This window comes from Saccharopolyspora phatthalungensis (assembly GCF_014203395.1).
In the GTDB taxonomy this organism is placed as follows: Bacteria; Actinomycetota; Actinomycetes; order Mycobacteriales; family Pseudonocardiaceae; genus Saccharopolyspora; species Saccharopolyspora phatthalungensis.
This window is the reverse complement of sequence record NZ_JACHIW010000001.1, coordinates 2,055,495-2,081,058: the sequence shown is the minus strand read 5'-3', so window position 1 is coordinate 2,081,058 and position 25,564 is coordinate 2,055,495. Positions and strand designations below refer to the sequence as shown.

Annotated in this window: 25 protein-coding genes; 13 read left to right on the top strand and 12 right to left on the bottom strand. The window is 68.3% G+C overall.

From position 1 onward, the window contains the following. Nucleotides 1–14: 14 nt before the first annotated feature. On the bottom strand, nucleotides 15–881 hold the full coding sequence (locus BJ970_RS09255) for a hypothetical protein (RefSeq protein ID WP_184725894.1): 867 nt from the start codon (nucleotides 879–881) through the stop codon (nucleotides 15–17). A 202-nt stretch (nucleotides 882–1,083) separates the two neighbouring features. Between BJ970_RS09255 and BJ970_RS09250 the strand changes: the two genes are divergently transcribed. Continuing rightward, nucleotides 1,084–2,265: an AI-2E family transporter gene (locus tag BJ970_RS09250; RefSeq protein WP_184725893.1), complete on the top strand. Its 1,182-nt coding sequence runs from the start codon at nucleotides 1,084–1,086 to the stop codon at nucleotides 2,263–2,265. Between the two features lie 53 nt (nucleotides 2,266–2,318). Here BJ970_RS09250 and BJ970_RS09245 read toward each other — a convergent pair whose 3' ends face one another. Continuing rightward, nucleotides 2,319–3,527, bottom strand: coding sequence for a GGDEF domain-containing protein (locus tag BJ970_RS09245; RefSeq protein ID WP_312864171.1), 1,209 nt, complete (start codon nucleotides 3,525–3,527; stop codon nucleotides 2,319–2,321). Between the two features lie 162 nt (nucleotides 3,528–3,689). On the opposite strand from BJ970_RS09245, the gene macS reads away from it, so the two are divergent. The 6 genes from macS to BJ970_RS09215 all read left to right on the top strand — a co-directional run bounded on the left by macS (nucleotide 3,690) and on the right by BJ970_RS09215 (nucleotide 8,795). Then, a complete protein-coding gene (gene macS, locus BJ970_RS09240; protein WP_312864170.1) occupies nucleotides 3,690–4,874 on the top strand; it encodes a MacS family sensor histidine kinase in 1,185 nt (394 codons plus the stop codon). After that, complete coding sequence (locus BJ970_RS09235) at nucleotides 4,871–5,545, top strand: response regulator (protein WP_184725891.1); 675 nt, start codon at nucleotides 4,871–4,873, stop codon at nucleotides 5,543–5,545. Before macS ends, BJ970_RS09235 begins: the two co-directional genes overlap by 4 nt. 386 nt (nucleotides 5,546–5,931) lie before the next feature. Continuing rightward, nucleotides 5,932–6,090: a hypothetical protein gene (locus BJ970_RS09230; RefSeq protein WP_184725890.1), complete on the top strand. Its 159-nt coding sequence runs from the start codon at nucleotides 5,932–5,934 to the stop codon at nucleotides 6,088–6,090. A 66-nt stretch (nucleotides 6,091–6,156) separates the two neighbouring features. Then, on the top strand, nucleotides 6,157–6,327 hold the full coding sequence (locus BJ970_RS09225; protein ID WP_184725889.1) for a hypothetical protein: 171 nt from the start codon (nucleotides 6,157–6,159) through the stop codon (nucleotides 6,325–6,327). A gap of 113 nt (nucleotides 6,328–6,440) precedes the next feature. Continuing rightward, nucleotides 6,441–7,775 carry a hypothetical protein gene (locus tag BJ970_RS09220; protein WP_184725888.1) on the top strand — a complete coding sequence of 445 codons (1,335 nt, stop codon included), beginning with the start codon at nucleotides 6,441–6,443 and terminating at the stop codon, nucleotides 7,773–7,775. Nucleotides 7,776–8,039: 264 nt separating this feature from the next. Beyond that, a complete protein-coding gene (locus BJ970_RS09215) occupies nucleotides 8,040–8,795 on the top strand; it encodes an AfsR/SARP family transcriptional regulator (RefSeq protein WP_184725887.1) in 756 nt (251 codons plus the stop codon). Nucleotides 8,796–8,865: 70 nt separating this feature from the next. Here BJ970_RS09215 and ptsP read toward each other — a convergent pair whose 3' ends face one another. Further along, nucleotides 8,866–10,503, bottom strand: a complete 1,638-nt coding sequence (gene ptsP / locus BJ970_RS09210) for a phosphoenolpyruvate--protein phosphotransferase (RefSeq protein ID WP_184725886.1) — start codon at nucleotides 10,501–10,503, stop codon at nucleotides 8,866–8,868. Between the two features lie 210 nt (nucleotides 10,504–10,713). Between ptsP and BJ970_RS09205 the strand changes: the two genes are divergently transcribed. Next, nucleotides 10,714–11,001 (top strand): hypothetical protein, encoded by a 288-nt coding sequence (locus BJ970_RS09205; RefSeq protein ID WP_184725885.1) that lies wholly within the window; start codon nucleotides 10,714–10,716, stop codon nucleotides 10,999–11,001. A 379-nt stretch (nucleotides 11,002–11,380) separates the two neighbouring features. Here BJ970_RS09205 and BJ970_RS09200 read toward each other — a convergent pair whose 3' ends face one another. Continuing rightward, entirely contained in the window at nucleotides 11,381–11,713 is a 333-nt protein-coding gene (locus BJ970_RS09200) for a glutaredoxin family protein (protein WP_184725884.1), read from the bottom strand. Nucleotides 11,714–12,107: 394 nt separating this feature from the next. Between BJ970_RS09200 and BJ970_RS09195 the strand changes: the two genes are divergently transcribed. Next, entirely contained in the window at nucleotides 12,108–12,815 is a 708-nt protein-coding gene (locus tag BJ970_RS09195) for a TetR/AcrR family transcriptional regulator (protein ID WP_184725883.1), read from the top strand. On the opposite strand, the gene BJ970_RS09190 is transcribed toward BJ970_RS09195, so the two are convergent. Further along, nucleotides 12,790–13,260 (bottom strand): hypothetical protein, encoded by a 471-nt coding sequence (locus tag BJ970_RS09190; protein ID WP_184725882.1) that lies wholly within the window; start codon nucleotides 13,258–13,260, stop codon nucleotides 12,790–12,792. The genes BJ970_RS09195 and BJ970_RS09190 overlap by 26 nt on opposite strands. Before the next feature lie 52 nt (nucleotides 13,261–13,312). Beyond that, nucleotides 13,313–13,540: an HC3 family zinc finger protein gene (locus BJ970_RS39930; protein WP_376775113.1), complete on the bottom strand. Its 228-nt coding sequence runs from the start codon at nucleotides 13,538–13,540 to the stop codon at nucleotides 13,313–13,315. Between the two features lie 191 nt (nucleotides 13,541–13,731). On the opposite strand from BJ970_RS39930, the gene BJ970_RS09180 reads away from it, so the two are divergent. Beyond that, on the top strand, nucleotides 13,732–14,589 hold the full coding sequence (locus BJ970_RS09180) for a helix-turn-helix domain-containing protein (RefSeq protein WP_184725880.1): 858 nt from the start codon (nucleotides 13,732–13,734) through the stop codon (nucleotides 14,587–14,589). A gap of 9 nt (nucleotides 14,590–14,598) precedes the next feature. Further along, nucleotides 14,599–14,793, top strand: a complete 195-nt coding sequence (locus BJ970_RS09175) for a DUF397 domain-containing protein (protein ID WP_184725879.1) — start codon at nucleotides 14,599–14,601, stop codon at nucleotides 14,791–14,793. A 161-nt stretch (nucleotides 14,794–14,954) separates the two neighbouring features. Here BJ970_RS09175 and BJ970_RS09170 read toward each other — a convergent pair whose 3' ends face one another. From BJ970_RS09170 to BJ970_RS09155, 4 genes are all read right to left on the bottom strand, one after another. Continuing rightward, the gene (locus BJ970_RS09170; RefSeq protein WP_246470794.1) at nucleotides 14,955–15,929 is read right to left on the bottom strand and encodes a hypothetical protein; all 975 of its coding nucleotides are present in this window, start codon (nucleotides 15,927–15,929) and stop codon (nucleotides 14,955–14,957) included. Between the two features lie 239 nt (nucleotides 15,930–16,168). Beyond that, nucleotides 16,169–18,100, bottom strand: a complete 1,932-nt coding sequence (locus BJ970_RS09165; RefSeq protein ID WP_184725878.1) for an acyl-CoA dehydrogenase family protein — start codon at nucleotides 18,098–18,100, stop codon at nucleotides 16,169–16,171. A gap of 216 nt (nucleotides 18,101–18,316) precedes the next feature. After that, entirely contained in the window at nucleotides 18,317–21,205 is a 2,889-nt protein-coding gene (gene leuS, locus BJ970_RS09160) for a leucine--tRNA ligase (RefSeq protein ID WP_184725877.1), read from the bottom strand. A gap of 193 nt (nucleotides 21,206–21,398) precedes the next feature. Continuing rightward, the gene (locus tag BJ970_RS09155) at nucleotides 21,399–22,475 is read right to left on the bottom strand and encodes an esterase-like activity of phytase family protein (protein WP_184725876.1); all 1,077 of its coding nucleotides are present in this window, start codon (nucleotides 22,473–22,475) and stop codon (nucleotides 21,399–21,401) included. A 66-nt stretch (nucleotides 22,476–22,541) separates the two neighbouring features. Here BJ970_RS09155 and BJ970_RS09150 point away from each other — a divergent pair, with 66 nt between their 5' ends. After that, nucleotides 22,542–22,955 (top strand): SdpI family protein, encoded by a 414-nt coding sequence (locus tag BJ970_RS09150; protein WP_376775011.1) that lies wholly within the window; start codon nucleotides 22,542–22,544, stop codon nucleotides 22,953–22,955. Between the two features lie 52 nt (nucleotides 22,956–23,007). Then, nucleotides 23,008–23,175, top strand: coding sequence for a hypothetical protein (locus BJ970_RS09145; protein ID WP_184725874.1), 168 nt, complete (start codon nucleotides 23,008–23,010; stop codon nucleotides 23,173–23,175). A 35-nt stretch (nucleotides 23,176–23,210) separates the two neighbouring features. Here BJ970_RS09145 and BJ970_RS09140 read toward each other — a convergent pair whose 3' ends face one another. Beyond that, complete coding sequence (locus tag BJ970_RS09140) at nucleotides 23,211–23,786, bottom strand: YqgE/AlgH family protein (RefSeq protein ID WP_184725873.1); 576 nt, start codon at nucleotides 23,784–23,786, stop codon at nucleotides 23,211–23,213. 216 nt (nucleotides 23,787–24,002) lie between these two features. Beyond that, nucleotides 24,003–25,496 (bottom strand): CCA tRNA nucleotidyltransferase, encoded by a 1,494-nt coding sequence (locus BJ970_RS09135; RefSeq protein WP_376775010.1) that lies wholly within the window; start codon nucleotides 25,494–25,496, stop codon nucleotides 24,003–24,005. Nucleotides 25,497–25,564: the final 68 nt, after the last annotated feature.

The following is a 25,564-nucleotide window of genomic DNA, read 5'->3' as shown; positions in this document are numbered from 1 at the left end:
ACGCCGCGCGAGGGCTAGTCGGGCGTGGTGCCCGGCTGCGGTTCGGGCGCGCTGCTCAGCGCGCGGGCGGTGTCGCGGGTCGGCGAATCGGCGAAGGCGGGAGTGCGATCCGGTTCGGCGAAGTACCAGCCGACCGCGTTGTTGTTGTGCTGCTGCCCGTCGGTGGTTCCGCCGAAACCGGGCGCGGCCGGTGGTGCGGGCAAGGTGAAAGGTCTTGACCCGACGGGTTTTCCGGGGGAATCGCCGGGCTCCGGCGACCGCCGCTCGGTGACCGGCGTGGTTCGCTCGGCGGAGCCTTGATGCTCGGCCAGCTGCGACGACTGCGGGACGGCGGGTGCAGCGCCCCGCGTCGGCGTCGGCGTTTCGATCGACGAGATGTCCGGCTGCGGTCCGGTTTCCTCGGACAGCAGCGACGTCCTGAGCCCACCCAGTCCATTGTCGACTGATTTGGTGAGCGTGCCCGCCTGGTCTCCGGTGGCCGTCACCGCGTCGTCCGCGACGTCGCGCACCTGGGTGGTGGAATCCTGCAGCGCGCCGGTCACCGGTCGTGCCGTTGCGAGCAGCCGATCCGTCGGACCGGACCGGACCAACTTGCCCGGATCCAGCGGCCCCAGCGAGAACTCCGCCGGACCAGGCCGACCAACGGCAGTAACGTCCACTGTAGACAGTTTTGACCCCACCGTGGCGGGCGGCGTCGTCGACTCGCCGGTCGGCGCGTCTGCCACTGCGGCCGGGCGCAGGTTCGCGGCGTCCGCCGGAAGTCCGCCGCCGACGAGCCAAGCCGTGGAGGTTCCGGCGACCGTCGCGCCCGCCACGACCAGCGCACGGCGCAGCAGCCGCCACGGTCGGGCGGCTCCCATCCTGCGGTCGCGGCGGGACATCTCGGTGCCAGAACCTCCTCGGCTTGCGGCGACTCCCCACTGGAGCTCGTCTTCCTCGCCGTGGCGCACTCTTTCAGAGCAATCGCCGCTTCCGTAAGCGCAGCGCGACAGCTTCGCCACATCGTGTTACCGGTGATCCAGTCCGATTGCGCGCAGTGGTCATTTCGCCCCTGGCATCCGTGGTCGGCGCTACGGTGACAGGGTGAACGACTTCAAGATCACCACGCGGGACGACGCGGCGGCGTCGATTCCGCGCGTGCTGCGCGTTTCGGCCGCGGTGAGCTGGCGAGCGCTGGTGATCCTCGGCGCTCTGTACGTGCTCGGGTTGGCCCTCGGCCGGGTCTACGTGGTCGTGATCCCGGTAGCCATCGCGCTACTGCTGGCCGCGCTGCTGGCCCCGGCCGTGGCCTCGTTGGCTCGGCACGGCGTGCCGCGCTCACTGGCCACCGCCCTGGTGCTGATCGGCGGGCTCGCGATCGTCGGCGGTGTGCTCACCTTCGTCATCAACGCTTTCGTCGAAGGTTTCCCGGATCTGCAGAGCCAGGTCCTCGCCAGCCTCAACACGCTCAAGGGCTGGCTGGCGCTGGGCCCGCTGCACATCAACGAGCAACAGATCGGGCAGTACCTCAACCAGGCCCAGCAGTGGTTGGCGGCCAATCAGGCGGCGTTGACCAGCGGCGCGTTGTCCACCGCGGGCACCTTCGGCAACTTCCTGACCGGGTTGGTGCTGGCGCTGTTCACGCTGATCTACTTCCTGTACGACGGCCGCCGGGTATGGCTGTTCGTGACCAGGCTGGCGCCGAAGCACGTGCGGCACCGGGTCGACGTGGCCGGCTGCCGGGGCTTCGCCTCGCTGGTCGGCTTCGTGCGCGCGACCGCGCTCGTCGCGGTGGTCGACGCGCTCGGCATCGGCCTGGGGTTGGCGATCCTCGGGGTGCCGTTGGCGATACCGCTGGCGGCGCTGGTCTTCCTGGGCGGCTTCGTGCCGATCGTCGGCGCGGTGGCCTCCGGCGCGGTCGCCGTGCTGGTGGCGCTGGTGACCAAGGGCTGGATCGTCGCGCTGATCGTGGTCGGCATCGTGCTGGCGGTACAGCAGATCGAGGGCAACGTGCTGCAACCGCTGATCCTGGGGCGGGCCGTGCAGATCCACGCGCTGGGCGTGGTGCTGGCGATCAGCATCGGGCTCGTGGTCTCCGGCATCATCGGCGCGCTGCTGGCGGTCCCGCTGGTGGCGGTGCTCAACTCGGCGATCCGTTCCCTGGTCGCCGAGGAGGAACCGGAAGAACCCCCGGAACCGACCGAGCACGAAGAGTCCGAACCCCCGCCCGACGAAACTCCCGACGAGAAGGCACCCACCAACTCGTCCGCGAACAACGAGGCGTGAGCGGCACCCGCGGCCGAGCCGTTCGGCGGTGGGCGCCCGTCACGCGGAAGCGCTCAGGCGAGGGCGACCGCGTTCCGGCCGCCGGATTTCGCCGCGAGCAGGGCGGCGTCGGCGGCCACCAGCAGGTCCGTGAGGTCGTAGCCGAAGCGGGACGTGCTGGCCACGCCGATGCTGACCGTCAGGTCGTTGAGCTCGCGGTGGCGGCCCTGGGTGTCGCGGGCGGGCACGGACAGCGCGGCGGTCGCGGCCCGGACCTGATCGGCGACGGCGCACGCGGCATCGGCCCCCGTGCCGGGCAGCAGCACCACGAACTCCTCGCCGCCGAAGCGGCCGACCACGTCTGTGCGCCGCAAGCTGCCGCGTAACATCGTCGCGATGGCCGCGAGCACGGCGTCGCCCGCCAGGTGCCCGATCTCGTCGTTGACCCGCTTGAAGTGGTCCAGGTCCAGCAACAGCAGCGACACGGGTTGGACACGGGCCTGCGCCCGGTGGAGCTCGTTACGCGCCAACCGCTCCCAGTGCACCGCGTTGGCCAGGCCCGTCTTGCCGTCCCGCTGCGCGGATCGCCGCCACTGCGGCAGCTGGCTGGCCAGGTCCAGCAGCACCAGCGGTGGGCCGGCCAGCAACGCGCTGCTCGGCTCCGTGCTTACCGCAACCGCCAGTAGCCCGCCCAGGCTCGCGGAGACGATGCCTAGCAGCACGTCGATCGGCTCGCCCACCACGTCCTCCCGCGCCGCCGCGGGGTTGCGCAGCCAGATGCCTAACGCGACCAGGCTGGCCCGCGTCAGCAGCAGAACGGCACCGGCCACCACGAACAGCACCGGCCCCCACTGGGGTTCCTCCCAGCCGATGACCGAGCGCGCGGACAGCGTGGCGATCGTGGTCGCCGCCGTGGTGAACAGCCAGCGGTGCAGCTCCGGACGACCGTCCAGCACCCCGTGCAGGGTCGGCCCGAGCAGCAGGAGCACCAGCAGGTTCGGCGGCAACGTCAGGATTCCGGTGGCCAGGTAGGCGATGTGCAGGGTCCACGGGTTCCGCCGGAGTTGCCGCTGCGCCTTGATCGACACCGAGGTGATCACGATGACCGTCCCGGCGGTGACCGCCAGCATCGTGAAGGTCAGCAGCTCGTGCGACAGCGGTGAGCGGCTCGTGACGAACACCCCCGCCACCATCCCGAGCGCCACCGCCTGGACCGCGAGCACGTAGGCCATCGCCGCCGGACGAAGTCGCCAGAGCGGCCAACCGCCCACCAAGCCGATCACCTCCCTCGACGAGCCTCGCACAGCGGCCCGCCACGCCGATGCACGCCACCCGGGCAATTCGCGTCGTCGCTGGTCGTGATCCCAGACACGCAGCGTGCGCGATCCGGTTCCCGCTGCCAACGCCTGGCGTACGGCAGGATGGTCCGCTGGGAAGGAGCGAATGTGGGCAGTCCGCAACAGCTGTCACGTCAACCTCAAGTGGCCGACGGTCGTTCGCCGTTGTGGCGCGGGCACAACGTGTTCCGCGTGGTGACGTTCCTGTACGCGTGTTTCTGGGTGATCGTCCAGTTCGACGACTACCGCCGGCCGTGGTTGGCGTTGGTGGTCATCGTCTCGATGGGCCTGTGGACGGTGTTCACCGTCTGGCGCTACTGGTCCCGTGCCGGACGCACCAACCGCATGGTGCTGATCGACTGTGTGGTGGTGACCACGCTATTCCTCAGCAACGAGTTCATCCTCTCCGATGATCAGATGTTGAGCAACGATCCGTCAGTGGTGACGGTCTGGCACCCGACGATGGTCACCGCCGCCGCGTCCCAGTGGGGCATGCTCGGCGGGCTGTCGACCGGGATCATCACCGCCGCCAACAACTACCTGATCCGCGGCTACAGCGATTCGGCGATGTCGCTCGACACCCTGCTGCTGGTCGGCACCGGCCTGGTGATCGGCCTGGCCTCGGACACCGCGCGCAAGTCCACCGATCGGCTCGCTCGCGCCCTGCGCGCGGAGGCCGCGACCGCGGAGCGGGAGCGGCTGGCGCGCAACATCCACGACAGCGTGCTGCAGGTGCTCGCGCGGGTGCGGCGACGCGGCGCGGAACTCGGTGGCGAAGCCTCCGAGCTGGCGAAACTCGCCGGGGAGCAAGAGATCGCGCTGCGTGCGCTGGTCGCCACCACGCCGCAGGAGACCACCGCAAACGGTGAGACCGACCTCGCCGCGCGGTTGCAGGTGCTGCGCACCGGCCGGATTCACGTGTCAACCCCGGGCAATCCGGTGCGGTTGCCGGAACCCCTGAGCACCGACCTGTTCGCGGTGGCTCGGGAAGCCCTGGCGAACGTCGAGCAGCACGCCGGCACGGCCGCCCAGGCATGGGTGCTGTTGGAAGAACTGCCGGACGCGGTCGTGCTCAGCGTTCGCGACGACGGACCGGGCATCCCCGACGGCCGACTGGAGGAAGCGGCCGCCGAAGGCCGGTTGGGCGTGGCCAAGTCGATTCGGGGTCGCGTGGAGAACATGGGTGGCACGATCATGCTGGACACCACGCCCGGCGAGGGAACGGAGTGGGAGATCCGGGTGCCCCGTCCAGGGGCGCCCCCGGCCAAGCGCCGCAGAGGAGGAAAACGATGAGCGAGCCGCCCGTCACCGTGATGGTCGTCGACGACCACCCGATGTGGCGCGACGGAGTCGCCCGCGACCTGACGGAGCGCGGCTTCGAGGTGCGGGCCACCGCGAGCGACGCCGCGTCCGCGCTGCGCATCGCGCGGACCGTCAAGCCCGACGTGGTGCTGATGGACCTCAACCTGGGCGACACCTCCGGGGTCAACGCCACCCTGCAGATCACCCAGGAGATCCCCGGCACGCGGGTGCTGGTGCTGTCCGCCAGCGGGGAGCACAGCGACGTGCTGGAGGCGGTCAAGGCCGGGGCCTCCGGTTACCTGGTCAAGTCGGCATCGGTCGAGGAACTGGTGGACGCGGTGCGGCGTACCGCCGTCGGCGACGCGGTGTTCACCGCCGGGCTGGCCGGGCTGGTGCTCGGGGAGTACCGGCGGATGGCGATCACCCCGGATTCGGATTCGCAGGCGCCGCAGCTGACCGACCGGGAGACCGAGGTGCTGCGGCTGGTCGCCAAGGGGATGACCGCCCGGCAGATCGCGAAGAAGCTGGTGATCTCGCACCGCACGGTGGAGAACCACGTCCAGTCGACGCTGCGCAAGCTGCAGCTTCACAACCGGGTCGAACTCGCTCGCTACGCCATCGAACACGGCCTGGACCAGGAAGCCGACGCCGAAGAAGCCTGAACCGCCCGGTCCGCACCGGGTTCGCGCGGCGATGTGGGTACCGGCGGGCCGGACACCCGGCCAAGCGGCCACGGCGCTGCCAGGACAATTGAAAAGGCTGGTCAAGGCCCGTGCGCCCGGTCTGGGCGCAGGGGCCTTTTTCATTGGGTGACAGCGGTCTGTACAGGATTTTCCAGGTTCACCCGATTCACCGACAACGGCTTTCAACCGGATGGTGTTTCCCCAGGGCACGCAGGGCATTACCCACTGTGACCAAGGGCGTCACCCGGCGCACCACGACACCGCGTGACGGAGTGGTGACGGGGCGGTGACGGACCTCTGGCGTACTCGTTTCCAGCGGCGCGAAGCCGCAGTCGAAATTCCGTTGATGCGAACAGGAGCAGATCATGGAGTTTTCGTACGAGTTCGCTGAGGTACTGCCCGAGCGCGAAGCTTGCTGGTTCTTCGGCCCTGACATCAACACCGTCGTGGCGAAGAACACCGCTGTGGCGCTCTTCGGTTCGCAGGCCACGGCCGCACAGGTCATCACCCAGGTCAGTCGCTAACACCCCCGGCCGCCCACTGCTGCTGCGCGCGGTGGGCGGCCGGGCTCCAACACGAGGAGATGCAACATGGACGTTCTTGATTTTTCTAGCCAGTCCGCAGAACTGCTCCCGCAGCGCGAAGCCCTGGGGGGCTGCTGCAACTTGTTCCCTGACATCAACACAATCGTGGCGGTCAACACGGCTGTGGCGCTCTTCGGTTCGCAGGCCACGGCCGCTCAGGTCATCAACCAGTTCTGACGGTCCCGCCTGGCCGGGAGCGAAGCGCTCGCTCCCGGCCAGGCTCACCTGCTCGCCACAGCGCTCAACCCAGTGCATCTACCCGCACTTGACCGGGTTCGCAGGAGGAAGCCATGTCAGAAGTCACTCAGACCGACTGCGTCGAAGAGACCGACGAGCAGGCGGTTGCGCGACTGGCCGACGGAGTGTCGTTGTGCGGGGAATACGAGGGCAGCGGCTTTGATGAACCGCGTTACCTGATCTCCCGCGGCGACGGTCAGATGGTGTTGGTGTCACCGTTGCTGTACCAGCTCGCGGCCGCGATCGACGGCACCCGGCAGCTGGCCGAGGTGGCTGCGCGAGTGTCGCAGGCGACTGGTAAGGAAGTGTCCGCCGTCGGCGCGGCATTCCTCATCAACGAGAAACTGCATCCGCTCGGCGTCGCCACTCTGTCGGAGCCGATCGCCGAGCCACCGAAGGCGGATCCGCTGCTGTCCTTGGCCATGCACGGCGTGTTCGCGCCTGCTCGGGTGGTGCGCGTGGCGGCGGCGATTCTCGCGCCGTTGTACGCACCCGTGATCGTAATTCTTGTGCTGTGTGGGTTGCTCGCGTTCGATGCGTGGCTGATCGGCTCCGGTTACATCGATGCGGCATTCCAGCAGTCCGTGGGCGAACCGGCGCATGTGCTGCTGCTGATGGGCCTGGTGTTGGCCAGCACGTTGTTCCACGAGGTCGGCCACGCCGCGGGATGCCACTATGGCGGGGCGAAGCCAGGCGCGATAGGCGTCGGCATCATGCTGATCATTCCCTGCTTCTACACGAACGTCACCGACGCATACCGGCTGGACCGGCGGGGCAGACTACGCACCGACCTGGGCGGCGTCTACTTCAACGCCATTTTCATTCTGGCCATGGCCGGGATCTACGATTTGACGCATTTCCAACCACTGTTGGTCTTCATCGCGCTCAGCCATATCCAGATGCTGCAGCAGATGTTGCCTCTGCTGCGCATGGACGGCTACTACATCCTTGGCGACCTGGTCGGGGTGCCGAACCTGTTCTCACAGGTCGCCCCGTTCCTGCGACGCCTCACCGGGCGCCGGGGCGACGGCGGCCAGCCCAACGCTTACACCGGGCTGCGGCCGCGGGTGCGGATCATCGTCGCCGCCTGGGTGTTGATCGTGGTGCCCACGTTGTTGGTCGCGGTGGGTTTGCTGCTCTGGCGGCTCCCGGTCTACCTGTCCCGGGTGTTCACCAGAGGACAGGACTACTGGACGATGCTGGCGAACGGTGTCGGGCAGGGGCATTTCTGGACCGCGCTGCTGGCAGTGGTCGCGATGATCATCCTTTTGCTGCCGTGGGTAGGCGCGACCGCGTTCGTGGTGCGGGTCGGCCGACGGATCTCCCGGCGCATCGCCCAACGCAAGCCACGGAGCACACGCGGACGCCATCGTGCTGTGCGCGCCTGAGTTGTGCTCCTTCATGGGGCTCCCACGGGGGGTGTGGGAGCCCCACATACGTATCGCAGCCAGTTCAGAACCGAAAATCACGGTGAGTAGTGCCGTAACAACCGACCGGAGCACCCCCGATAGGCACGGATGTGGGACCTGCTTCCGGCGTCCCCGCCGGTGCTCCGGGTTTCTGGGGAAGGGACGGCAAGCCGTGTCGCCCCCCTGAAGCCCTGTGGCAGGCCTGTCGAGGGGGGAACTATGACCGGTGGAACAGTGCGTCCGATGACACGCCGACGTGCACGGACCCCGGCGCAGCCCGATCAGCAATTCCGGCTGTCGCTGCTCGGCGGGTGGGACCTGCACGCGGGGGGCGATGGCGTGCCGATGTCCAGCAATGGGCAACGGCTGCTCGCCTTCCTGGCGCTGCGCGGACGCACGCAACGTGACTACGTGGCCGGTGTTTTGTGGCCGGAGAGTGACGACCAGAGCGCGCTGGCGAATCTTCGGACCACGCTGTGGCGGGTGCGCCAGCGTGCGCAGGGCGCGGTGATCAGCACCTCGCACGAGCTTGAACTCGCGCCGCTGGTGTCACTGGACGTCGATGGCCTGGTCGCCGCCGGTCGCTACCTTTTGCGCCAGGACCCAACCGAATCGCCCGCGGACTGCGCGGAGATTGGCCGCGACTTGGCGCGGCACGCCCCGCTCCTGCCCGGCTGGTACGACGACTGGGTGCTGACGGAACGCGAGCGCCTGCAGCAGTTGCAGGTGCATGCGCTGGAGATGGCCGCGGAACGGCTGGTGCAGTCCCGGCATCTGGCGACGGCGTTGGAGATCGCGCAGGCCGCGACCCAGGTGGAGCCGTTCCGGGAGACGGCGCACTGCGCGGTGGTCAAGGTGCTGCTGCAGCAGGCCAATCCGGCGCAGGCGGTCCGCCACTACCAGCGCTACGAGCGGCTGCTGGACCGCGAGCTCGGCATCGAGCCGTCGCCGCACCTGCGAGACCTGGTGCGCCCGGTCCTCGCCCGATCCCGGGCTTAACCCCCACAAAGTGTGAATTGTTCGAGGCGATTTCGCGCGAAATCGGCGGTGTCCAAGGCAACCGGAGGATTCAGTCGAGGGCGGCGCGGACCGCTTCGCGGGCCCTGGACGGGGTCGGTGCGGACAGCGCCGCGTCGGCAGCTTGCCGGAAGGTCGCGAACGGGTGCTTAGCGAGCGCGGCGCCGACCGCCGGGACAGCGCCGGCAGCCATCGACAGGCTGGTCACGCCGAGCCCGGCGAGGACGCCGGCCAGCAGCGGGTCGGACGCCGCCTCGCCGCACACGCCGACGGGCTTGTCGAGCTCCCGTCCCGCGTCGCCGACCTTGGCGATCAGCCGCAGCAACGCAGGCTGCCAGGGGTCGTTGAGCTGGGCGAGTGCGCCCGCCATCCGGTCCGCGGCGAAGACGTACTGGGCGAGGTCGTTGGTGCCTATGCTGACGAAGTCGACGGCGTCGAGGATTTCCGCCGCGCTCAACGCGGCGGCCGGGACCTCGATCATCACTCCGGCGCGCGGCAGTCCCGCGGCCCGCACCCGGTCGGCGAACCAGGCGGCTTCGTCGACGGTGGCGACCATCGGAGCCATCACGGACACCTCGGCGGCGGAATCTGCCGTGGCACCGACGATCGCCTCCAGCTGCCGTTCCAGCACGTCGGGCCGGTCGAAGGCCACCCGCAGACCGCGCACGCCGAGCGCCGGGTTCGGCTCCACCCCCATGCCGAGGAAGGGCAGCGGCTTGTCCGCACCGGCGTCGAGCGTGCGGACGATGACGGGCTTGCCCGCGAACGGCGCGATCACCTCGTGGTACGCGGTCCGCTGCGTCTCAATAGCCGGCTCGTCATCGGCCCCGAGATAGCAGAACTCGGTGCGGAACAGGCCGACTCCCTGGGCGTCGGCCGCGACGGCGGCACGCGCGTCGGCGGCCGATCCGACGTTCGCGACGACCTTGACCGGCACGCCGTCCGCGGTGGCACCGACGCCGTTCCATTCGCCGACCCCGGCTCGTTCCGCGACCTGGACGGCCACCGCCTGGCCGGAGGTTTCGACCGAACCGCGGTCGCCGTCCACGACCGCGCCGACCAGGTCCGGCACCGCGAGCAGCCCGCGGACCGCGACCACGGCCGGAATGCCCAGTGCCCGCGCCAAGATCGCGGTGTGGCTGGTCGGACCGCCTTCCTCGGTGACCAGCGCGAGCACCAGATCCGGGTCGAGGTCGGCGGTGTCGGCGGGCGCGAGGTCGCGGGCTATAAGGACGCTCGGCCGCTCGAATTCGGGGATGCCGGGCGGTGTCACTCCGGACAGCTCGGCGATGATCCGGTCCCGGACGTCCTGCACGTCCCGGGCGCGTTCGGCCAGGTAATCTCCGGCTTCCCGCAGCGCGTCCGCGAAGCCGTTGGCGGCCTCGTGCACCGCGCGCGGCGCGGGCAATGAGCGGCCGGTGACGAGTTGTTCGGCCTGCGAGATCAGCGCCGGGTCGATCGCCATCGCGGCGGTCGTCTCCAAGACCGCTTTCGCGTCGCCCTCAACTCGGCCGGCCCGCTGGAACAGCCGGTCGGCCACGGCATCGGCGGCCGGCCGGATGCGCGCCGCTTCGGCGGTCGGGTCGGCGGGCGCGGGGGTGACGGGCGGTTCGGGCAAGGAGTCGGCGACCCGGACAACCGGTCCCGAAGCGCGGCCGGAGCTGACTCCGACACCAGTCAAGCGCGACATTGTCTAGACCATACCCTCCTCAATCGGCCCGTGGGGCGATCGTAGGCATGAGTACCCCGTTCGGCCCGGCTACCAGGGCCAACGTGAACACACCCGGTGACGACAGTGGTTCTTACCTCCCCCAAATGTCGCAGCGACTCGACTACCGATGAGTAACACCTGAGTAGCCGTACGGATCCGGCCGGAACCCGGAAACAGCAGGCTGTGGGCATGGCAACGAGCACCCTGATCCCCGACGCAAACCAGCGCCTCGACTGGTTCGCCGAGCCGCTGGCCGCCGTCGTGAACCTTTTCGCCAGCCAACTGCCCGCCGCATCCGATGACGGGACGAGCGATGCGGACCCGACCCCCGGGACCGCATCGGACAGACTGCCGCCACCGACGGGCGTACTGCTCGGCGGGACCGATCCGATCCCGGGCGAGCCCGTCGACACCAGTCAAGCTCGCCCAGCGCAGTCCCCGGCCGCTTCGGCCGGGACTGCCCCGTCTTCGGAGTGATTCCCAGCCCACGCCACCCAGGCCGCACCGGGTAGCACGCCAACGGCCCGTTCGCCTTCAGAACAGCGGCGAACGGGCCGTTCGCGCACGCGCACGAGACGACCGGAATTCGGCCGGATTGGTTTGTGAGCGGCAACAATCGTGTGGCGGAAGCCACAGTGGAGGATCGCCCAAATGGAATCCACCGTTCGAGCTAACTTCGGGTCGACTGTGGATCTTTTCGGCGTAGCCGGACGTCAAACTAAGTGGGTTGTTGTTCGCCGGTATCGCGCAGCTGACGATCACAACCTGCTGTGGGCCGGCCGTAACGCCCCCCGTACGGTCGGCCCCCAGTGAGAGCGCCGTCGGTCGCGGAAATCGGGCCGCTGGCCCGGCACGATCAGTCGCGGACCTTGCGCAGCCCCAAAGCATTCAACGCACCTTCGACCGGGCCTGGCTGCCGCTCCGGAAGCAGGTGCGGCGCGTGCTCGCCGACCGCGGAAAGCACACTGCCCGCCGAGGGGTTGACCGCCTGCCAGTCGCCGACGACCACGGTCGGCACCGTCTCGTTGCCATCGGCGATGGAGCGCACCACTGCTGCCGCCGCCGGGTCCTCCCAGATGTTCACCTCAGTGAAGGCCAGCCCCTGGCGCCGCAACCCGGCTCGCAGCGAGGTGCAGAACGGGCAGCCGGGCCGGGTGTAGACGACGACTTCCTGGACGACGGCGGTCATCTTGCCTCCTGAGTCGTAGGCATCTTCGGTGAACCTAGCCGGTGCAGCGGCACACGGAGCGGGGTGAGTTTATTCCCACACCGCAATGTGCAGGTCACCGCGCGGTTCTTAGTTCGCGTTCGCACTCGGCGTCCACCGAGAATCCACTATGGACTGTCCGACACTGCGACTCGGAGATCCGGGAGCGCGCCCCTTTCTGGTGGCCGACTGCTGGTGACCGGAGCCCGCGCCGGTTACCGTGAGGTGAACGCCGTCAACTGCGTAAATGCCGTTCACTGGGCGTCGCCGCGGCGACGGGGCCGGCCGCGCACACCCGATCGGAGGGCCGGATGGGCCACACTCACGAGCGGCCGATCGGAAGGGCAGGGTCGTCCAGCACACACAGGAGTGGCACATGACCGAGGTGACTCGGCGCGAGCGGCTTCGCGCGGCCACCGAAGCGGAGATCCGGCAGCACGCGCGGACGCTGCTCGTCGAGCACGGACGCGAGGCGGTGACGCTGCGCGCGATCGCCCGGGAGCTCGGCATCACGGCGCCGGCGTTGTACCGGTACTACGAGTCCCGCGAAGATCTACTCCGGCAGTTGCGCGACGACATCTGCGCCGACCTGGCGAGCGAGCTGCATGCGGCGCTGGAACCGGTGGGCGAGGACTTCCTGGAAAAGATCTTTGGGGTTTGCCGGGCGTTCCGGCGCTGGGCGCTGACGCACCCGGAGGAGTTCGCGCTGGTCTTCGCCGTCCCGCAGGGCGAGGCGGGGACGTGGCAGGCCGACCAGTTCGCCGGGGTCTTCCTGGGAATCGTCGGGCCGCTGCTGATCGAGGGGGCACTGAAGATCGACTCCCAGGCGGGACCGCCGTTCGAGCTGCCGGACCTGCCCGCGAACCGGGAGGCGTTGGCGGCGGCGTTCTCCGCCGAGGGCATCGAGGTGCCGCAGGAGGCACTGCGCCCGGACGCGGTGTACTTCCTGCTGCGCTGGTGGGTGCGCCTGTACGGCTACGTGGCGCTGGAGGTCTTCGGCCGCTTCCCGTTCGATCTCCAGCACGCCGACCTGCTCTTCGACTCGATACTCCACGAGCTCACCCACGAGATCGGCTTGGCCTGAGCGACTTCGTCCGGATCGGTGCGGAAACCCGGATCCCGTCGGGCCATACTTGGTGCGCGAGGGCCGCGGGAGCCAGCGCCACGGCCACCTTGGGGTAGATTTCGTCGACTAGGTCTTCAATCGCGAGGCGGTGCTTGCCGACATAAGGCGGCGGTTCGGCGACGAGCATGCGGCGGTGGCGATCGGCCAGGTAAGCGCGGCACTGTTCGGCCGTCATGTCGTCGAAGGTGTCCCGCTCGCGCGTTTCTGCCGGATGTCGCGTGGCCGCCGACTGCGTGGCGTCGCGTATCTGCCAGACGCTGACCGCACCCGGTCCTGCGCCCGCGTGCTGGCCGTTCCCGCCGCGCAGCGGGAAAACCGCGACGAACGCGACGCCAACGGCGAGCACACCGATCGCGCTCGGCGCGCCCATCGGCGAGTTGATGAATCCCAGCACCACGTCCATGTCCAACCTCCGCGTAGTGTCGTGCAGTTCGACCCAGTCCACTCTGGACAGATCAGCCCGCCGCATCGCGGCGGGCTTTGGCTTCGGACCAGCAGACTTCGCAAGTGGCCGCGCGCCAGTCGACCTCGGTTGCCCGATCGACGCTGATCGTTCGGCCGCACAAGGTCGAGCGCTCCTGCCCGGGCAACGGCGGCTCGGTCGGCTCCAACCCGTGCCGGGAACCTTCGAAAGGCCGCCAGGAAAAAACAAGCCGCTGCGGCTGCAAATCGGGAAGCAGCACCAAGAACACCTCCAAAGAGAAAGGGAAAGACGGCGGCGGTCCGATCGACGGGGAGGGGAAGGCGATCTGGCACCGCCGCCTAGACAAGAAGTTACAGAAGAAATACTTCTTGATCTATCACTCAGTAGTGTGCTGTGCTCTGTGCTAGATGTGACAAAAGCCCGCGTATTGCCCTGAACGAAGGGATTCTGATGGCACCCGCCTCTCCAACGCTCGCCGCCTGGGAACTTGGGCAACGCCTGAAAGAGGCTCGCGAGAACCTTGGGCTGACGGGTTCTGATGCCGCCAAAGCCCTTGGAATCACGCAGAACTACATGAGCAACATCGAGCACGGTCGGCGCACGATCGCTGAAGACAAGCTCCGCCAACTGACCGCCGTGTATGAGCTGCCACCCGAAGACCAGGAAGAGCTCGTTGCCCTACGCAAGACTTGCGAGGGTCGCGGCTGGTGGGCACGTTACGGCGGCATCTACCCGGCAGAGCTACTCCGGTTCTTCGGATACGAGCACGGAGCCGAAGAGGTGCGAAGCTACGAGAACATCCTGGTCTCCGGCCTTCTCCAGACCGAGAGCTATGCGCGCGCTATCCATCGAGGCGACGGAGCGAACCTTCGGATGTCCGAAGTGGAACGTCGCGTCGAAGTACGAATGCGCCGTAAGCACCGCATACAGGGAGCGGACCCACTGCGAGCGTCGATCCTCATGGGTGAAGCCGCGCTGCGCCAACAAGTAGGCGGGACCGCAGTCCTGGAGGAACAACTCCGCCATCTACTCGACTTGATCGACAAGTATCCAGACAACCTCGATCTTCGGGTCATCCCATTCACGGCTGGAAGTTATGGCGCGATGGGCAGCTCAACTTTCCACGTGCTGACCTTTCCAAGCCCTCGCCTGCCGCGACTCGCATGGCTGGAGACAGCCGTTGCGATGGATCTCATCGATGACCAGGCACGTGTGGCTCAGTACAGCGCTTCCTTCGAGGAGGCGAGCACGTTCGCACTTGGTCGACAAGACACTGTCGACCTTATCCGCGATACCCTAAAGAGTTAATCTGACCGGGTGTCAGGCTTAGAAGAACAGCTTCATAGTGCAGCGTGGTTCACGTCGAGCCACACCACGAACTCTCAGGCGTGCGTCGAAGTGGCGCTGATGCGCGACGTTGTCGCCGTTCGAGATACCAAAAATCGACAAGGCGGCATCCTGATCTTCCGAACCGGGCAGTGGGCCGCCTTCGTCACCTCGATCACGATGTAGCCAGCACCGCGATCTCCTCACGCACCACGTTGACTGCACTTCCTGGCCAGCAGAAACACCGCGCTCGGCGTGGCGGTCCGGGCTGTCGTCGCCTCGCAGCAGCGGCAGACGAAAAAGCAGCGGTCCGCCGGTGTGCGGGCCGCTGCTTGATCGGCTTTTGATCAGAAGTTGGTGATGGCGGAGATGTTGCCCTTGTGCAGGTTCTCGATCACGTTGCGGGCGTCGCGGTACTTGTAGGAACCCGACTCGAAGACCAGGTAGGCGGCGCCGTTGTACTCCGTGATGCCCTCGGCCATGCTCGGGGCGCGGAAGCACTTGGTGGACGGCTTGTCGATGTCCGTCGCGCCCTTGTCTACCACGAAGATGTTGCTGCGCTTGGTGCGGCCGTAGGACGTGCTGAAGATGAACTTGTCCCTGGTGACCATCAGGCCCTGCGTCTTGGTGGGCACCTCGTAGGCGTGCTGCGTGGTCAGCGAGCCGTCGTCATTGATCTTGTACGAGTACATCTTGCCGCGGCCGCCATCGTTGAATTTGCCCGCGTACAAGGTGTCGCCATAGCTCGACACGAACGACGCCGCATACACCCGGCGTGCCTTGCCGTCCTGATTCAGGTACGGGACGCCGCTCTTCTTCATCGCGTCCTTGAGGTCGGACAGCTTGTACTTGCGGATCGTGTCCCACTTGCCCGAGTCCCTGCCCTGCACGAACGCCCAGCCCTTGCTGACCGTGATGCCGCCGACGTGCGACTCGGCGATGCCGACCGTGCCGACGTGCTTGCCGCTCTTCGGGTCGATGCCGACGATGCGGGCGTCCTGGCCCTTCGCGCCGTAGGAGGTCACAAGCAGCAGGTCGTTGCCGCTGCCATCCCAGTTGTACCAAGGCGAAATGCCCTGCGGGGTGTACTTGTCCAGGCCCGGGACCGCCGGGCCCTTACCGAAAGCCCGGTCGTAGACGTAGGAGGCGGAGGGGCCCCTGTAGAACGCGCCATCCTTGCCGCTGGCGCTCGACTCGCACTGGATTTTCCAGTCGGCGGCGCCTTCCTCGGGCACCGCCGCCACGCTGGTCGCGGCGGTTCCCACTAGAAAAGCACCGCTGAGCACGGTGATCGCGGCTTTCCGGAGCAGGGTGTGCATCATGGCCTCTCAACGTCTCGGCATCGGTCGTACGCAAGGTGTGACGCACTGCGAGCCGATCGGTTCCACTCGTTTCGAGGAAACCACGTGCGTCGACAGCACGAACCGCAAGCTTGCGCAGCGGCCGGGCGAGTCCATTCCCCTGGTGTCGCCGGAGAGAAGCTGATGCACGGTTGAACGCAGTACGAGCCGGACGAAGGGCGGTCACTACCCGATGACAGAGCAACTGGCGTGCCGTTGAATCATTCCGCCGAAGCCTCGTGGGTGCGTTGCGCCTCCTGGCGTTGGGCTTGCGCTCCGGTGGCGATCGGGGCAGTCAGCCACTGACGCGGAAGGCCGAAGGCCGCCACCAGGTCCACCGCGTGCGGGCGGATCTGGCCGCACAGCACGTTAATCGCCTCGATGATCGCCTTCGACCGACGCGGCGTGATCCGCTCGTGCTCCAGGAACCAGCCGCGGTCCGCCTCAATGTTGGCCAGCACGTAGAGATCGCAGAGCTTGTTCAGCAGCTCGGTGGTTCGCCGGTCGCGGCAGCGATCGATCGCCGCGACGAAAGCCTCCAGCACGATGCGGTCGACGTGCACCCGGGCGGCGCGCAGCACGTGGTCCTGCGCGTTGTTGAAGACCTCGAAGGCGTTGTCGCGGTTGGATTTGCGCAGGCGGCGACCGAGGCCATCGAGCACGTGCCGCTCGCGGTCGTCGAACAGCTTCAGCTGCCAGCCCCGGTCGAGGATGTCGTCCTTGCCCGAGCCGTCGATGATCCGCTGCACCAGGTTACGCGTCGCGGTCCGCTCGATCACCGCGCCCACGAACTGGTCGGCGATGAACTTGGCCATGCCCAGCGTGCCGAGGTCGTCGAACTGGTCCTTGTAGTTCGTCAGCAGGCCCTTGGCGACCAGCTGTAGCAGCACCGTGTTGTCGCCCTCGAACGTGGTGAAGACGTCGGTGTCCGCCTTGAGCAGGGCCAGCTGGTTTTCCGCCAGATAGCCCGCGCCGCCACATGCCTCACGGCAGGTCTGGATGGTCTGGGTCGCGTGCCAGGTCGTGATCGCCTTCAGGCCCGCGGCGCGGGATTCCAGCTCGCGCTGTTCGCGTTCGCCGCCCGGGGCGTCGTGCAGGGTCGACACCAGCTCCTCCTGCGCGAAGTGCAGAGCGAACGTCTTCGCCAGCGCGGGCAGCAGTTTCCGCTGGTGCGCGAGGTAATCCAGCACCACGGTCGCCTCGCCGGCACCGGGGCGTCCGAACTGGCGGCGGGCGTCGCCGTAGCGCAGCGCGATCTCCAGCGCCAGCTTGGTCGCACCGCCCGCGGTGCCGGCCACCGAGATCCGGCCGCGGATCAGGGTGCCGAGCATGGTGAAGAACCGCTTGCTCTGGCTGGTGATCGGGCTGCGATAGGCGCCGTCCGGGTCAACGTCGCCATAGCGGTTGAGCAGCGACTCGCGCGGCACCCGCACCTGGTCGAACGTGATCCGGCCGTTGTCGACGCCGTTGAGCCCGGCCTTGCGGCCGCAGTCCTCGATCCGCACGCCCGGCAAGATCTTCCCGTTCTCGTCCCGGATCGGCACCAGCAGCGCGTGCACGCCGTGGCTCTTGCCATCGGTGATCAGCTGGGCGAATACCACCGCCAGCCGGCCGTCCCGGGCGGCGTTGCCGATGTAATCCTTGCGCGCCGACCCGTGCGGCGTGTGCACCACGAACTCTTGCGTCGCCGGGTCGTAGGTGGCGGTTGTGCGCAGGTGCTGGACGTCCGAGCCGTGGCCGGTCTCGGTCATCGCGAAGCAGCCCGGCAGGTCCAGGCGCATGATGTCGCGCAGGTAGCGCTCGTGGTGGCGCTCGGTGCCCAGCGCGACGACCGCGCCGCCGAACAGTCCCCATTGGACACCCGCCTTGACCATCAGCGACAGGTTTCCGGGCAGCATCTCCAGCGAGACCACCGAACCGCCGGTGTCCCCGCGGCCGCCGTAGGCGACCGGGAAGCCGAGGTCGGTGATACCGGATTTGACCAGCAGGTGCAGCTGTTCAAGGGTCTGCGCGCGGTGGCTTTCGGTGTCGAGGCCGTCCCCCGGCGGGAGCTGGACGCCGTCGAGGGCGTCGCGGACCTGCTTCCGGATGTCGGCCCAACGCCCGTCCAGCAGGGCCGAGAGTTCGCCAGCGTCGAATCCGGAGCTTCCCATCGCGGCCTCCACTTGTCGGTATCAGCAGCCCCGAGCGTAGTTACCGGCTAGTAACAACGCTAGGTGAGCTAGCTCGCCACCCCTCGGGGATCACGGTGCCCATTGAAACCGCACCCCCGAGGCGCGGCGACCGGTATGGCGCGGTTCACCACGGCCCTCGGCCTCTAGCCCCCGTCGATTTCCATGGAAATCGACACCGGAGAGACCGGCGTCGGCTCAGGCGACGACGTTGACCAGGCGGCCAGGGACGACGATGACCTTGCGCGGGTCCTTACCGTCCAGCGCGGCAACGATCTTCTCGTCCGCCAGCGCGGAGGCCTTGACCGCGTCCTGGTCGGCCGAGGCCGGCACCACGACCCGGGACCGCACCTTGCCGTTGACCTGGATCGGGTACTCCAGGGTGTCCTCGACCAGGTACTGCTCGTCGGCCACCGGGAACGAGCCGTGCGCCAGGCTTTCCTCGTGCCCCAGCCGGGCCCACAGCTCCTCGGCCAGATGCGGCGTCAGCGGCGAGACCATCAGCACCAGCGGCTCCACCACCGACCGCGGGGTACCCGCCGCCGACGAGTAGGTCTTGGTGATCCGGTTGTTGAACTCGATCAGCTTCGCCACCGCGGTGTTGAACCGCAGCTCCGCGTAGTCCTCCCGGACCCCGGCGATGGTCTTGTGCAGCGCCCGCAGCATCTCGACGTCCGGCTGCTCATCGGTGATCCGCAGCTCTCCGGTGTGCTCGTCGACGACGTTGCGCCACAACCGCTGCAAGAACCGGTGCGAGCCCACCACGTCCTTGGTCACCCACGGCCGCGACGCGTCCAGCGGACCCATCGACATCTCGTAGAGCCGCAGCGTGTCCACGCCGTAGGCGTCGGCCATCTCGTCCGGCGACACGGAGTTCTTCAGGCTCTTGCCCATCTTCCCGTACTCGCGGTTGACTTCCTCGCTGTTGTGGAAGAACTTGCCGTCGCGTTCCTCCACCTCGTCGGCCGGGACGTACACACCGCGCGAGTCGGTGAAGGCGTACGCCTGGATGTAGCCCTGGTTGTACAGCCGCCGGTACGGCTCCTCCGACTCCAGGTACCCCAGGTCGTGCAGCACCTTGTGCCAGAACCGGGAATACAGCAGGTGCAGCACCGCGTGCTCCACGCCGCCGACATACAGGTCCACGCCGCCCGGGTCGTTCGCGCCGTGCAGCTCCGGGTGCTTGCCCATCCAGTAGCGCTCATTGGCCGGCTCGACGAACCGCTCGGAGTTGTCCGGGTCGATGTAGCGCAGCTGGTACCAGCAGGAACCGGCCCACTGCGGCATCACATTGGTGTCCCGGTGGTAGCGCTTCAGCCCGTCGCCCAGGTCCAGTTCCACCTCGGCCCAGTCGGTGGCCTTGGCCAGCGGCGGCTCCGGCCTGCTGTCGGCGTCCTCCGGTTCGAAGGTCCGCGGCGAGTAGTCCTCGACCTCGGGCAGTTCGACCGGCAGCTGGTCCCCCGGCAGCCCCAGCGGCACGCCGTCCTCGCCATAGACGACCGGGAACGGCTCGCCCCAGTAGCGTTGCCGCGCGAACAGCCAGTCACGCAGCTTGTACTGGACGGTGCCGCGGCCGTGGCCATGGTCCTCCAGCCAGGCGGTGACCGTCTTCTTCGCGTCCGCTAGCCCCAACCCGTTCAGGTCCAGCCCGACCTCCGGGTTCGCGGAGTTGATCCGCGGCCCCTCGCCGGTGTAGGCGCCGCCCTCGAAGCCCTCCGACGGCTGCACAGTGCGCACGATCGGCAGGCCGAAGACCTCGGCGAACTCGAAGTCGCGGGCGTCCTCCCCGGGCACCGCCATGATCGCGCCGGTGCCGTAGCCCATCAGCACGTAGTCGGCGATGAACACCGGGATTTGCGCGCCGTTGACCGGGTTGGTCGCCCAGGCGCCGGTGAAGACGCCGGTCTTCTCCTTGTTCTCCTGGCGGTCCAGGTCCGACTTCATCGACGCCGCGCGCCGGTACTGCGCGACGGCCTCGGCGGGTGTGGCCGCGCCGCCGGTCCAGCGGTCGTCGACCTTGGCGGGCCATTCCGTGGCGGTCAGCTCGTCGACCAGCGGGTGCTCCGGCGCCAGGACCATGTAAGTCACGCCGAACAGGGTGTCCGGGCGGGTGGTGAAGACCTCGATGTGGTGGGCCGAACCGTCCAGCGGGAATACCACGTTCGCGCCCTGCGAGCGGCCGATCCAGTTCCGCTGCATGGTCTTGACCTTGTCCGGCCAGTCCAGCCGGTCCAGGTCGTCGACCAGCCGGTCGGCGTAGGCGGTGATCCGCATCATCCACTGCTTCAGGTTGCGGCGGAACACCGGGAAGTTGCCGCGCTCGGTCAGGCCGTCGGCGGTGACCTCCTCGTTGGCGACCACGGTGCCCAGTCCGGGCGCCCAGTTCACCGGCGCCTCGGACAGGTACGCCAGCCGGTAGGAGTCGATGATCTCCGCGTGCTCGGCGCGGGTCAGCTCGGCCCACGGGCGACCGTCCGGGGTGGCGCGCTCGCCGGTGACGAACTGCTCCACCAGCTCGCTGATCGGCCGGGCGCGGCCCTTGCCGCCGTTGGCCTCGGTGTCGTACCAGGCATTGAAGATCTGCAGGAAGATCCACTGCGTCCAGCGGTAGAACTCGACGTCGGTGGTGGCGATCCGGCGGCGCTCGTCGTGGCCCAGGCCCAGGCGGCGGATCTGCCCCAGGAACCGCTCGATGTTGGCCTCGGTGGTGGTGCGCGGGTGCGTCCCGGTCTGCACCGCGTACTGCTCGGCTGGCAGGCCGAAGGAGTCGAAGCCCATGGTGTGCAGGACGTTGCGGCCCAGCATCCGGTGGTAGCGGGCGTAGACGTCGGTGCCGATATAGCCCAGCGGGTGCCCGACGTGCAGCCCGGAACCGGACGGGTACGGGAACATGTCCTGCACGAACAGCTTGTCCGCCGGGACATCGCCCTTGAGTGAACCGGCCGGGTTGGGCGCGTGGAAGGTGCCGCGCTCCTCCCAACGGCGCTGCCAACGCTGCTCGATCTCGGCCGCCGTGTCCGCGGTGTAGCGGAACTGCGGGACCTCTTCGGTCCCCCCGGTCGTCGAGCCCTCTGCCTGGCCACTCATCGTGTCGCGTCCTTCCCTGCCTTCTCGCCCGAGCGCGCGGGTCATGCGCCCTTAGTGTGCCGCCTGCTGAAAATGGAAAACCCCCCAGGCCCACTTGGGCATGAGGGGTTGCCGCGTCGAAGCGTCGCTACCGGACGTTCAACGCGGCCTCGCAAGAAGCAGCTGCATGCTCACGACTCCAGGGTAACCTAGATCACTTCACGGCAAGAGTGATTATCTGCGTGGTCTGGGCGGGGGAGAAGTTGTCGTCGCTGACAAGCACCAGGCTGCGCCGCCCGTTCGGCAGCCGCGGCCCCCAGGTCATGCCCTCGACGTTGTCAATCTTGCTCAGGCCGAGGTCGGCGAGGTCGACCAGGAGTTCCTTGTGCACCGGTCGCACGTGCGCGCCCAGCAACGACGGGACGTCCTGCACGTCGGTCGCGCCGCGGGTGTCGATCCGGTAGATCCGAACCGAGTTGCCGACACCGCTGACGAACGCACGCTCCATCACCAGGTAGCCGTTCCGGTCCGCCAACAGCGCGGACACCCCGTTGTTGGCGGACCCACCGGTCGGCGACTCGGCGAACACCTTGTCCAGCGGGTAGGCATACTGCCCGAGCACCCGGCCGGACCGGGACTGCACGGTGATCCGGGACAGCGCGCCTTGCCCGGCGGTCGGCGACTCTCCGTCCTGCATCAGCGGGCCTTCGACCGCCGTGACGACCCTGCTGCCGCCAGCGGCGAAGGTCAGACCTTCCAGCACCTCGTTCTGCTTCGGCCCGGTCTCCGGAAGGATCCGCAGGTTTTCCGGCAGCGGCAGCTCCGAGGCGAACGCGCCGTCGGCGGTGGCGCTGCGGATCGACGGGTCGATCGGCTGCGCGCCGCGATCGCCCTCGCTGGTCCACCAGACGCCGCGAGTCCACGGATCCCACCGGACGTCCTCGGGGTCCACGCTGCCCTTCGGGTATGTCGTGCCGTCCGGACGCAGCAGCGGCGCCGTGCCGGTCAGCCGCAACGCGCCGTCGGTCAGCTCGGCGGTGTAGATCCGGGCCGGTTGCCGCTCTGAGCGATCATCGCTGATCAGCACCCATTTACCGGTCCGCGGGTCGTAGTCCACACCGGACAGCCCGCCGACCGTGGTGCCGTTGAACTGCATGGCGTGCGGCAATGTCGTTTCGCTCACCAGCGCTACCTTCTCGGGGGCCGCCGTGGCGGGCGCGGCGACCGCCATCGGCAGCGCGACCGCCAACGCGATCGCCAGGAGTCCGCTCGGGACAGATGTCTTCGACATGTGGGACAGCACACCGGACGAGGGTGTCCGACAGGTAGCGCCCAGATGGAGCCTTACGCTGTTCGAGTGCTCGCTGTTCAGGTGATCCTCTGCACGATCTTGGTTCTCGGCGGGGCGGCGCTGCTGCTCCTGGGTTTCCGGGGAATCCGGGGCCAGCTGCCCCGCAACCGTTACGTCGGTGTCCGCACCCCCGCCGCCATGCGCAGCGAGGACGCGTTCGAGCTCGCCAACCGGGTGGCCGGTCCCGCGATGCTGGCCGGCGGCGCGATCGCGGTGCTCGCCGGCGCTTCGCTGCCGATGCTGGCCGCCACCTTCAGCGTCGTGATGGTCGCGGGGTTCGGGCTGATCGGCGCGTTCGCGCTGATGACGGTCGGCGGAGTGGTCGGCAATCGGGCCGCCGAGGCGATGCCGGCACCGGCGCCCGCCGCCGGATGCGGTGGCTGCGCGGGCGGCTGCTGCGGCGTGCCCCGGCAGAACTGATCTTGCGCGGTAACTCCTCGCGCCCGGACGTCTCCTTGGCACCGCAACCGGCATGCTGGTGCACCGCTTCCGCGACAGCGTCGCCGAGGAGTTCCCCGGCCAGGCACTCGTGCTGATCGCCACCGCCTGGTGCGGTCTCTATCCGCCGCGACGGCTGACGCTGAGTTATCCACAGGCAGTTGTTCACAACTCTGTGGACAACTCCCAAATTTGGGGATAACTCGCCGCATCATCCACAGCTGGGGCTCGGCGGAGCTAGTTGAGCTTGACGTCGCCGGGATGCGTGGCGAGGAAGGCGAGCGGTGGCCCCTGGCGGCGCAGGACCCGCCCCCAGAGCTCGGCGCCGGGGTCGGCGATGACGTCGTCCGGCAAGGCCGGCACCACGACCCAGTCACCGCGCTCGATTTCGCCGGCGAGCTGGCCGGGCTCCCAGCCGGCATAGCCGGCGAAGAAGCGGAGGCCGCGCGCTCGGGGCACCAGTTCCTCGGGGTCACCGTCGAGGTCGACCAGCCCGACCGGGCCGCGGACGCCGACCATGCCGGCGATCCTGCCGACGTCCTCGCCCGCGCGCAGCGCGGCCAGGCAGATCGCCGTGCGCTGTTCCACCGGGCCGCCGACGAACAGCGACTGCGGTTCGCTGGCGTGCGGGCCCCACTTCGGCAGCACGTCGTGCACCGCCACCTCGCTCGGCCGGTTCAGCACGACGCCCAGGGTGCCCTCGGCGCGGTGGTGAATGACGTAAACGACCGTCCGCCGGAAGTTCCGGTCCAGCAGTTGTGGGGCGGCGACGAGCAGCGTCCCCGGTTCCACGTCCGCGTCTGATCCCACCATCGCATGATCTCACTGGTTACCCATGCACGAACCCACACCAACCAAACCAAGTCCGGCAAACGTCCGGAACTGAGCCGTCAAGGGCACCAACGACGAGACAACACTCAGCGATCACAACAAGTATTTCTTCTCATTATTATTAATGACACCTTGAGCTGGGGAAACGACATGAGTAGCGCGCCACCTGGCACCCGGCGCCCGTTGGCCCGCACCGGATCAGGAGATGTCGATGCCCTGCTCCCGGGCCCAGCGGAAGAGCTCCTCGACCGCTTCGTCATGGGACATCGGGCCGCGGTCCAGGCGTAGCTCTTTCAGGTGCTTCCAGGCCTGGCCCACGACCGGTCCCGGCTCGACGCCGAGCAACCGCATGATCTCGTTGCCGTCCAGGTCCGGCCGGACCTTCGCCAGGTCCTCCGCCTCCGCGATCCGCGCGATGCGCTCTTCAAGATCGTCGTAGGCCCGCTGCAACGCCGCCGCCTTGCGCTTGTTGCGGGTCGTGCAGTCCGCCCGCACCAGCTTGTGCAGCCGGGGCAGTAACGGACCGGCGTCGTTGACGTAGCGGCGGACCGCCGAATCGGTCCACTGGCCGTCGCTGTAGCCGTGGAACCGCAGGTGCAGGAAGACCAGGTCGGCGACCTGGCCGATGACGTCCTTGGGGTATCGCAGCGCGCGCAGCCGCTTGCGCACCATCTTCGCGCCGACCACCTCGTGGTGGTGGAAGCTCACCCCGCCGCCCGACTCGAACCGCCGGGTGGCCGGCTTGCCGATGTCGTGCAGCAGCGCCGCCAGCCGCAGCACCAGGTCCGGCTCGCCCGCCGGATCGGCGGAGCGCTCCAGGTCGATCGCCTGGTCCAGCACGGTCAACGAGTGCCGGTAGACGTCCTTGTGCTGGTGGTGCTCGTCGATCTCCAGCTTCATGGCCGGCACCTCGGGCAGCACGTGGTCGGCCAACCCGGTCTCCACCAACAGCTCGATGCCGCTGCGCGGGAACTCGCCGCACAGCAGCTTGGACAGCTCGACCTGCACCCGCTCCGCGGTGATCCGGGCGATTTCGGTGGCCATGTCGGTCATCGCTTCCACCACCCGGTCGGCGGCGGTGAAGCCGAGCTGGGAGACGAAGCGGGCGGCCCGCAGCATCCGCAGCGGATCGTCGGCGAAGGAGTCCTCCGGCGCGGCCGGGGTGTCCAGCCGACGGTTTACCAGGTCCGCCATTCCGCCGTGCAGGTCGATGAACGACCGGCTCGGCAGCTCGATGGCCATGGCGTTCACCGTGAAATCGCGGCGCACCAGGTCGCCTTCGATGGTGTCGCCGAAGGCGACGTCCGGATTGCGGCCCACGCGGTCGTAGGTGTCCGCACGGAACGTGGTGATCTCGACCGTCGTGCCGTGCCGGTACGCGCCGAGCGTGCCGAACTGGATCCCGGTGTCCCAGATCGTCTCCGCCCAGCCGGTCAGCAGATCGCGGACCTGCTCCGGACGGGCGTCGGTGGTGAAGTCCAGGTCCGTGCCCAACCGCCCCAGCAGCGCGTCCCGCACGCTGCCGCCGACCAGGTACAGCCGGTGGCCCGCCGCGGCGAAGCGCTGGGAAAGCTCCTCGGCGACCGGGGCGATCTTCACCAACTCCACGACGGCGTTGCGCTGCGCTCTGCGCTCCCGAGACTGCAGCTGCTCGGCGGACGTTACGAAGTCGTTGTGCTGTGAAGGGGACACGATGTATCAGGGTATCGCCTGCTCAGGCCGTCCCTCTTGGGGCGTGGGGTCGGTGATCGACGCGAAAA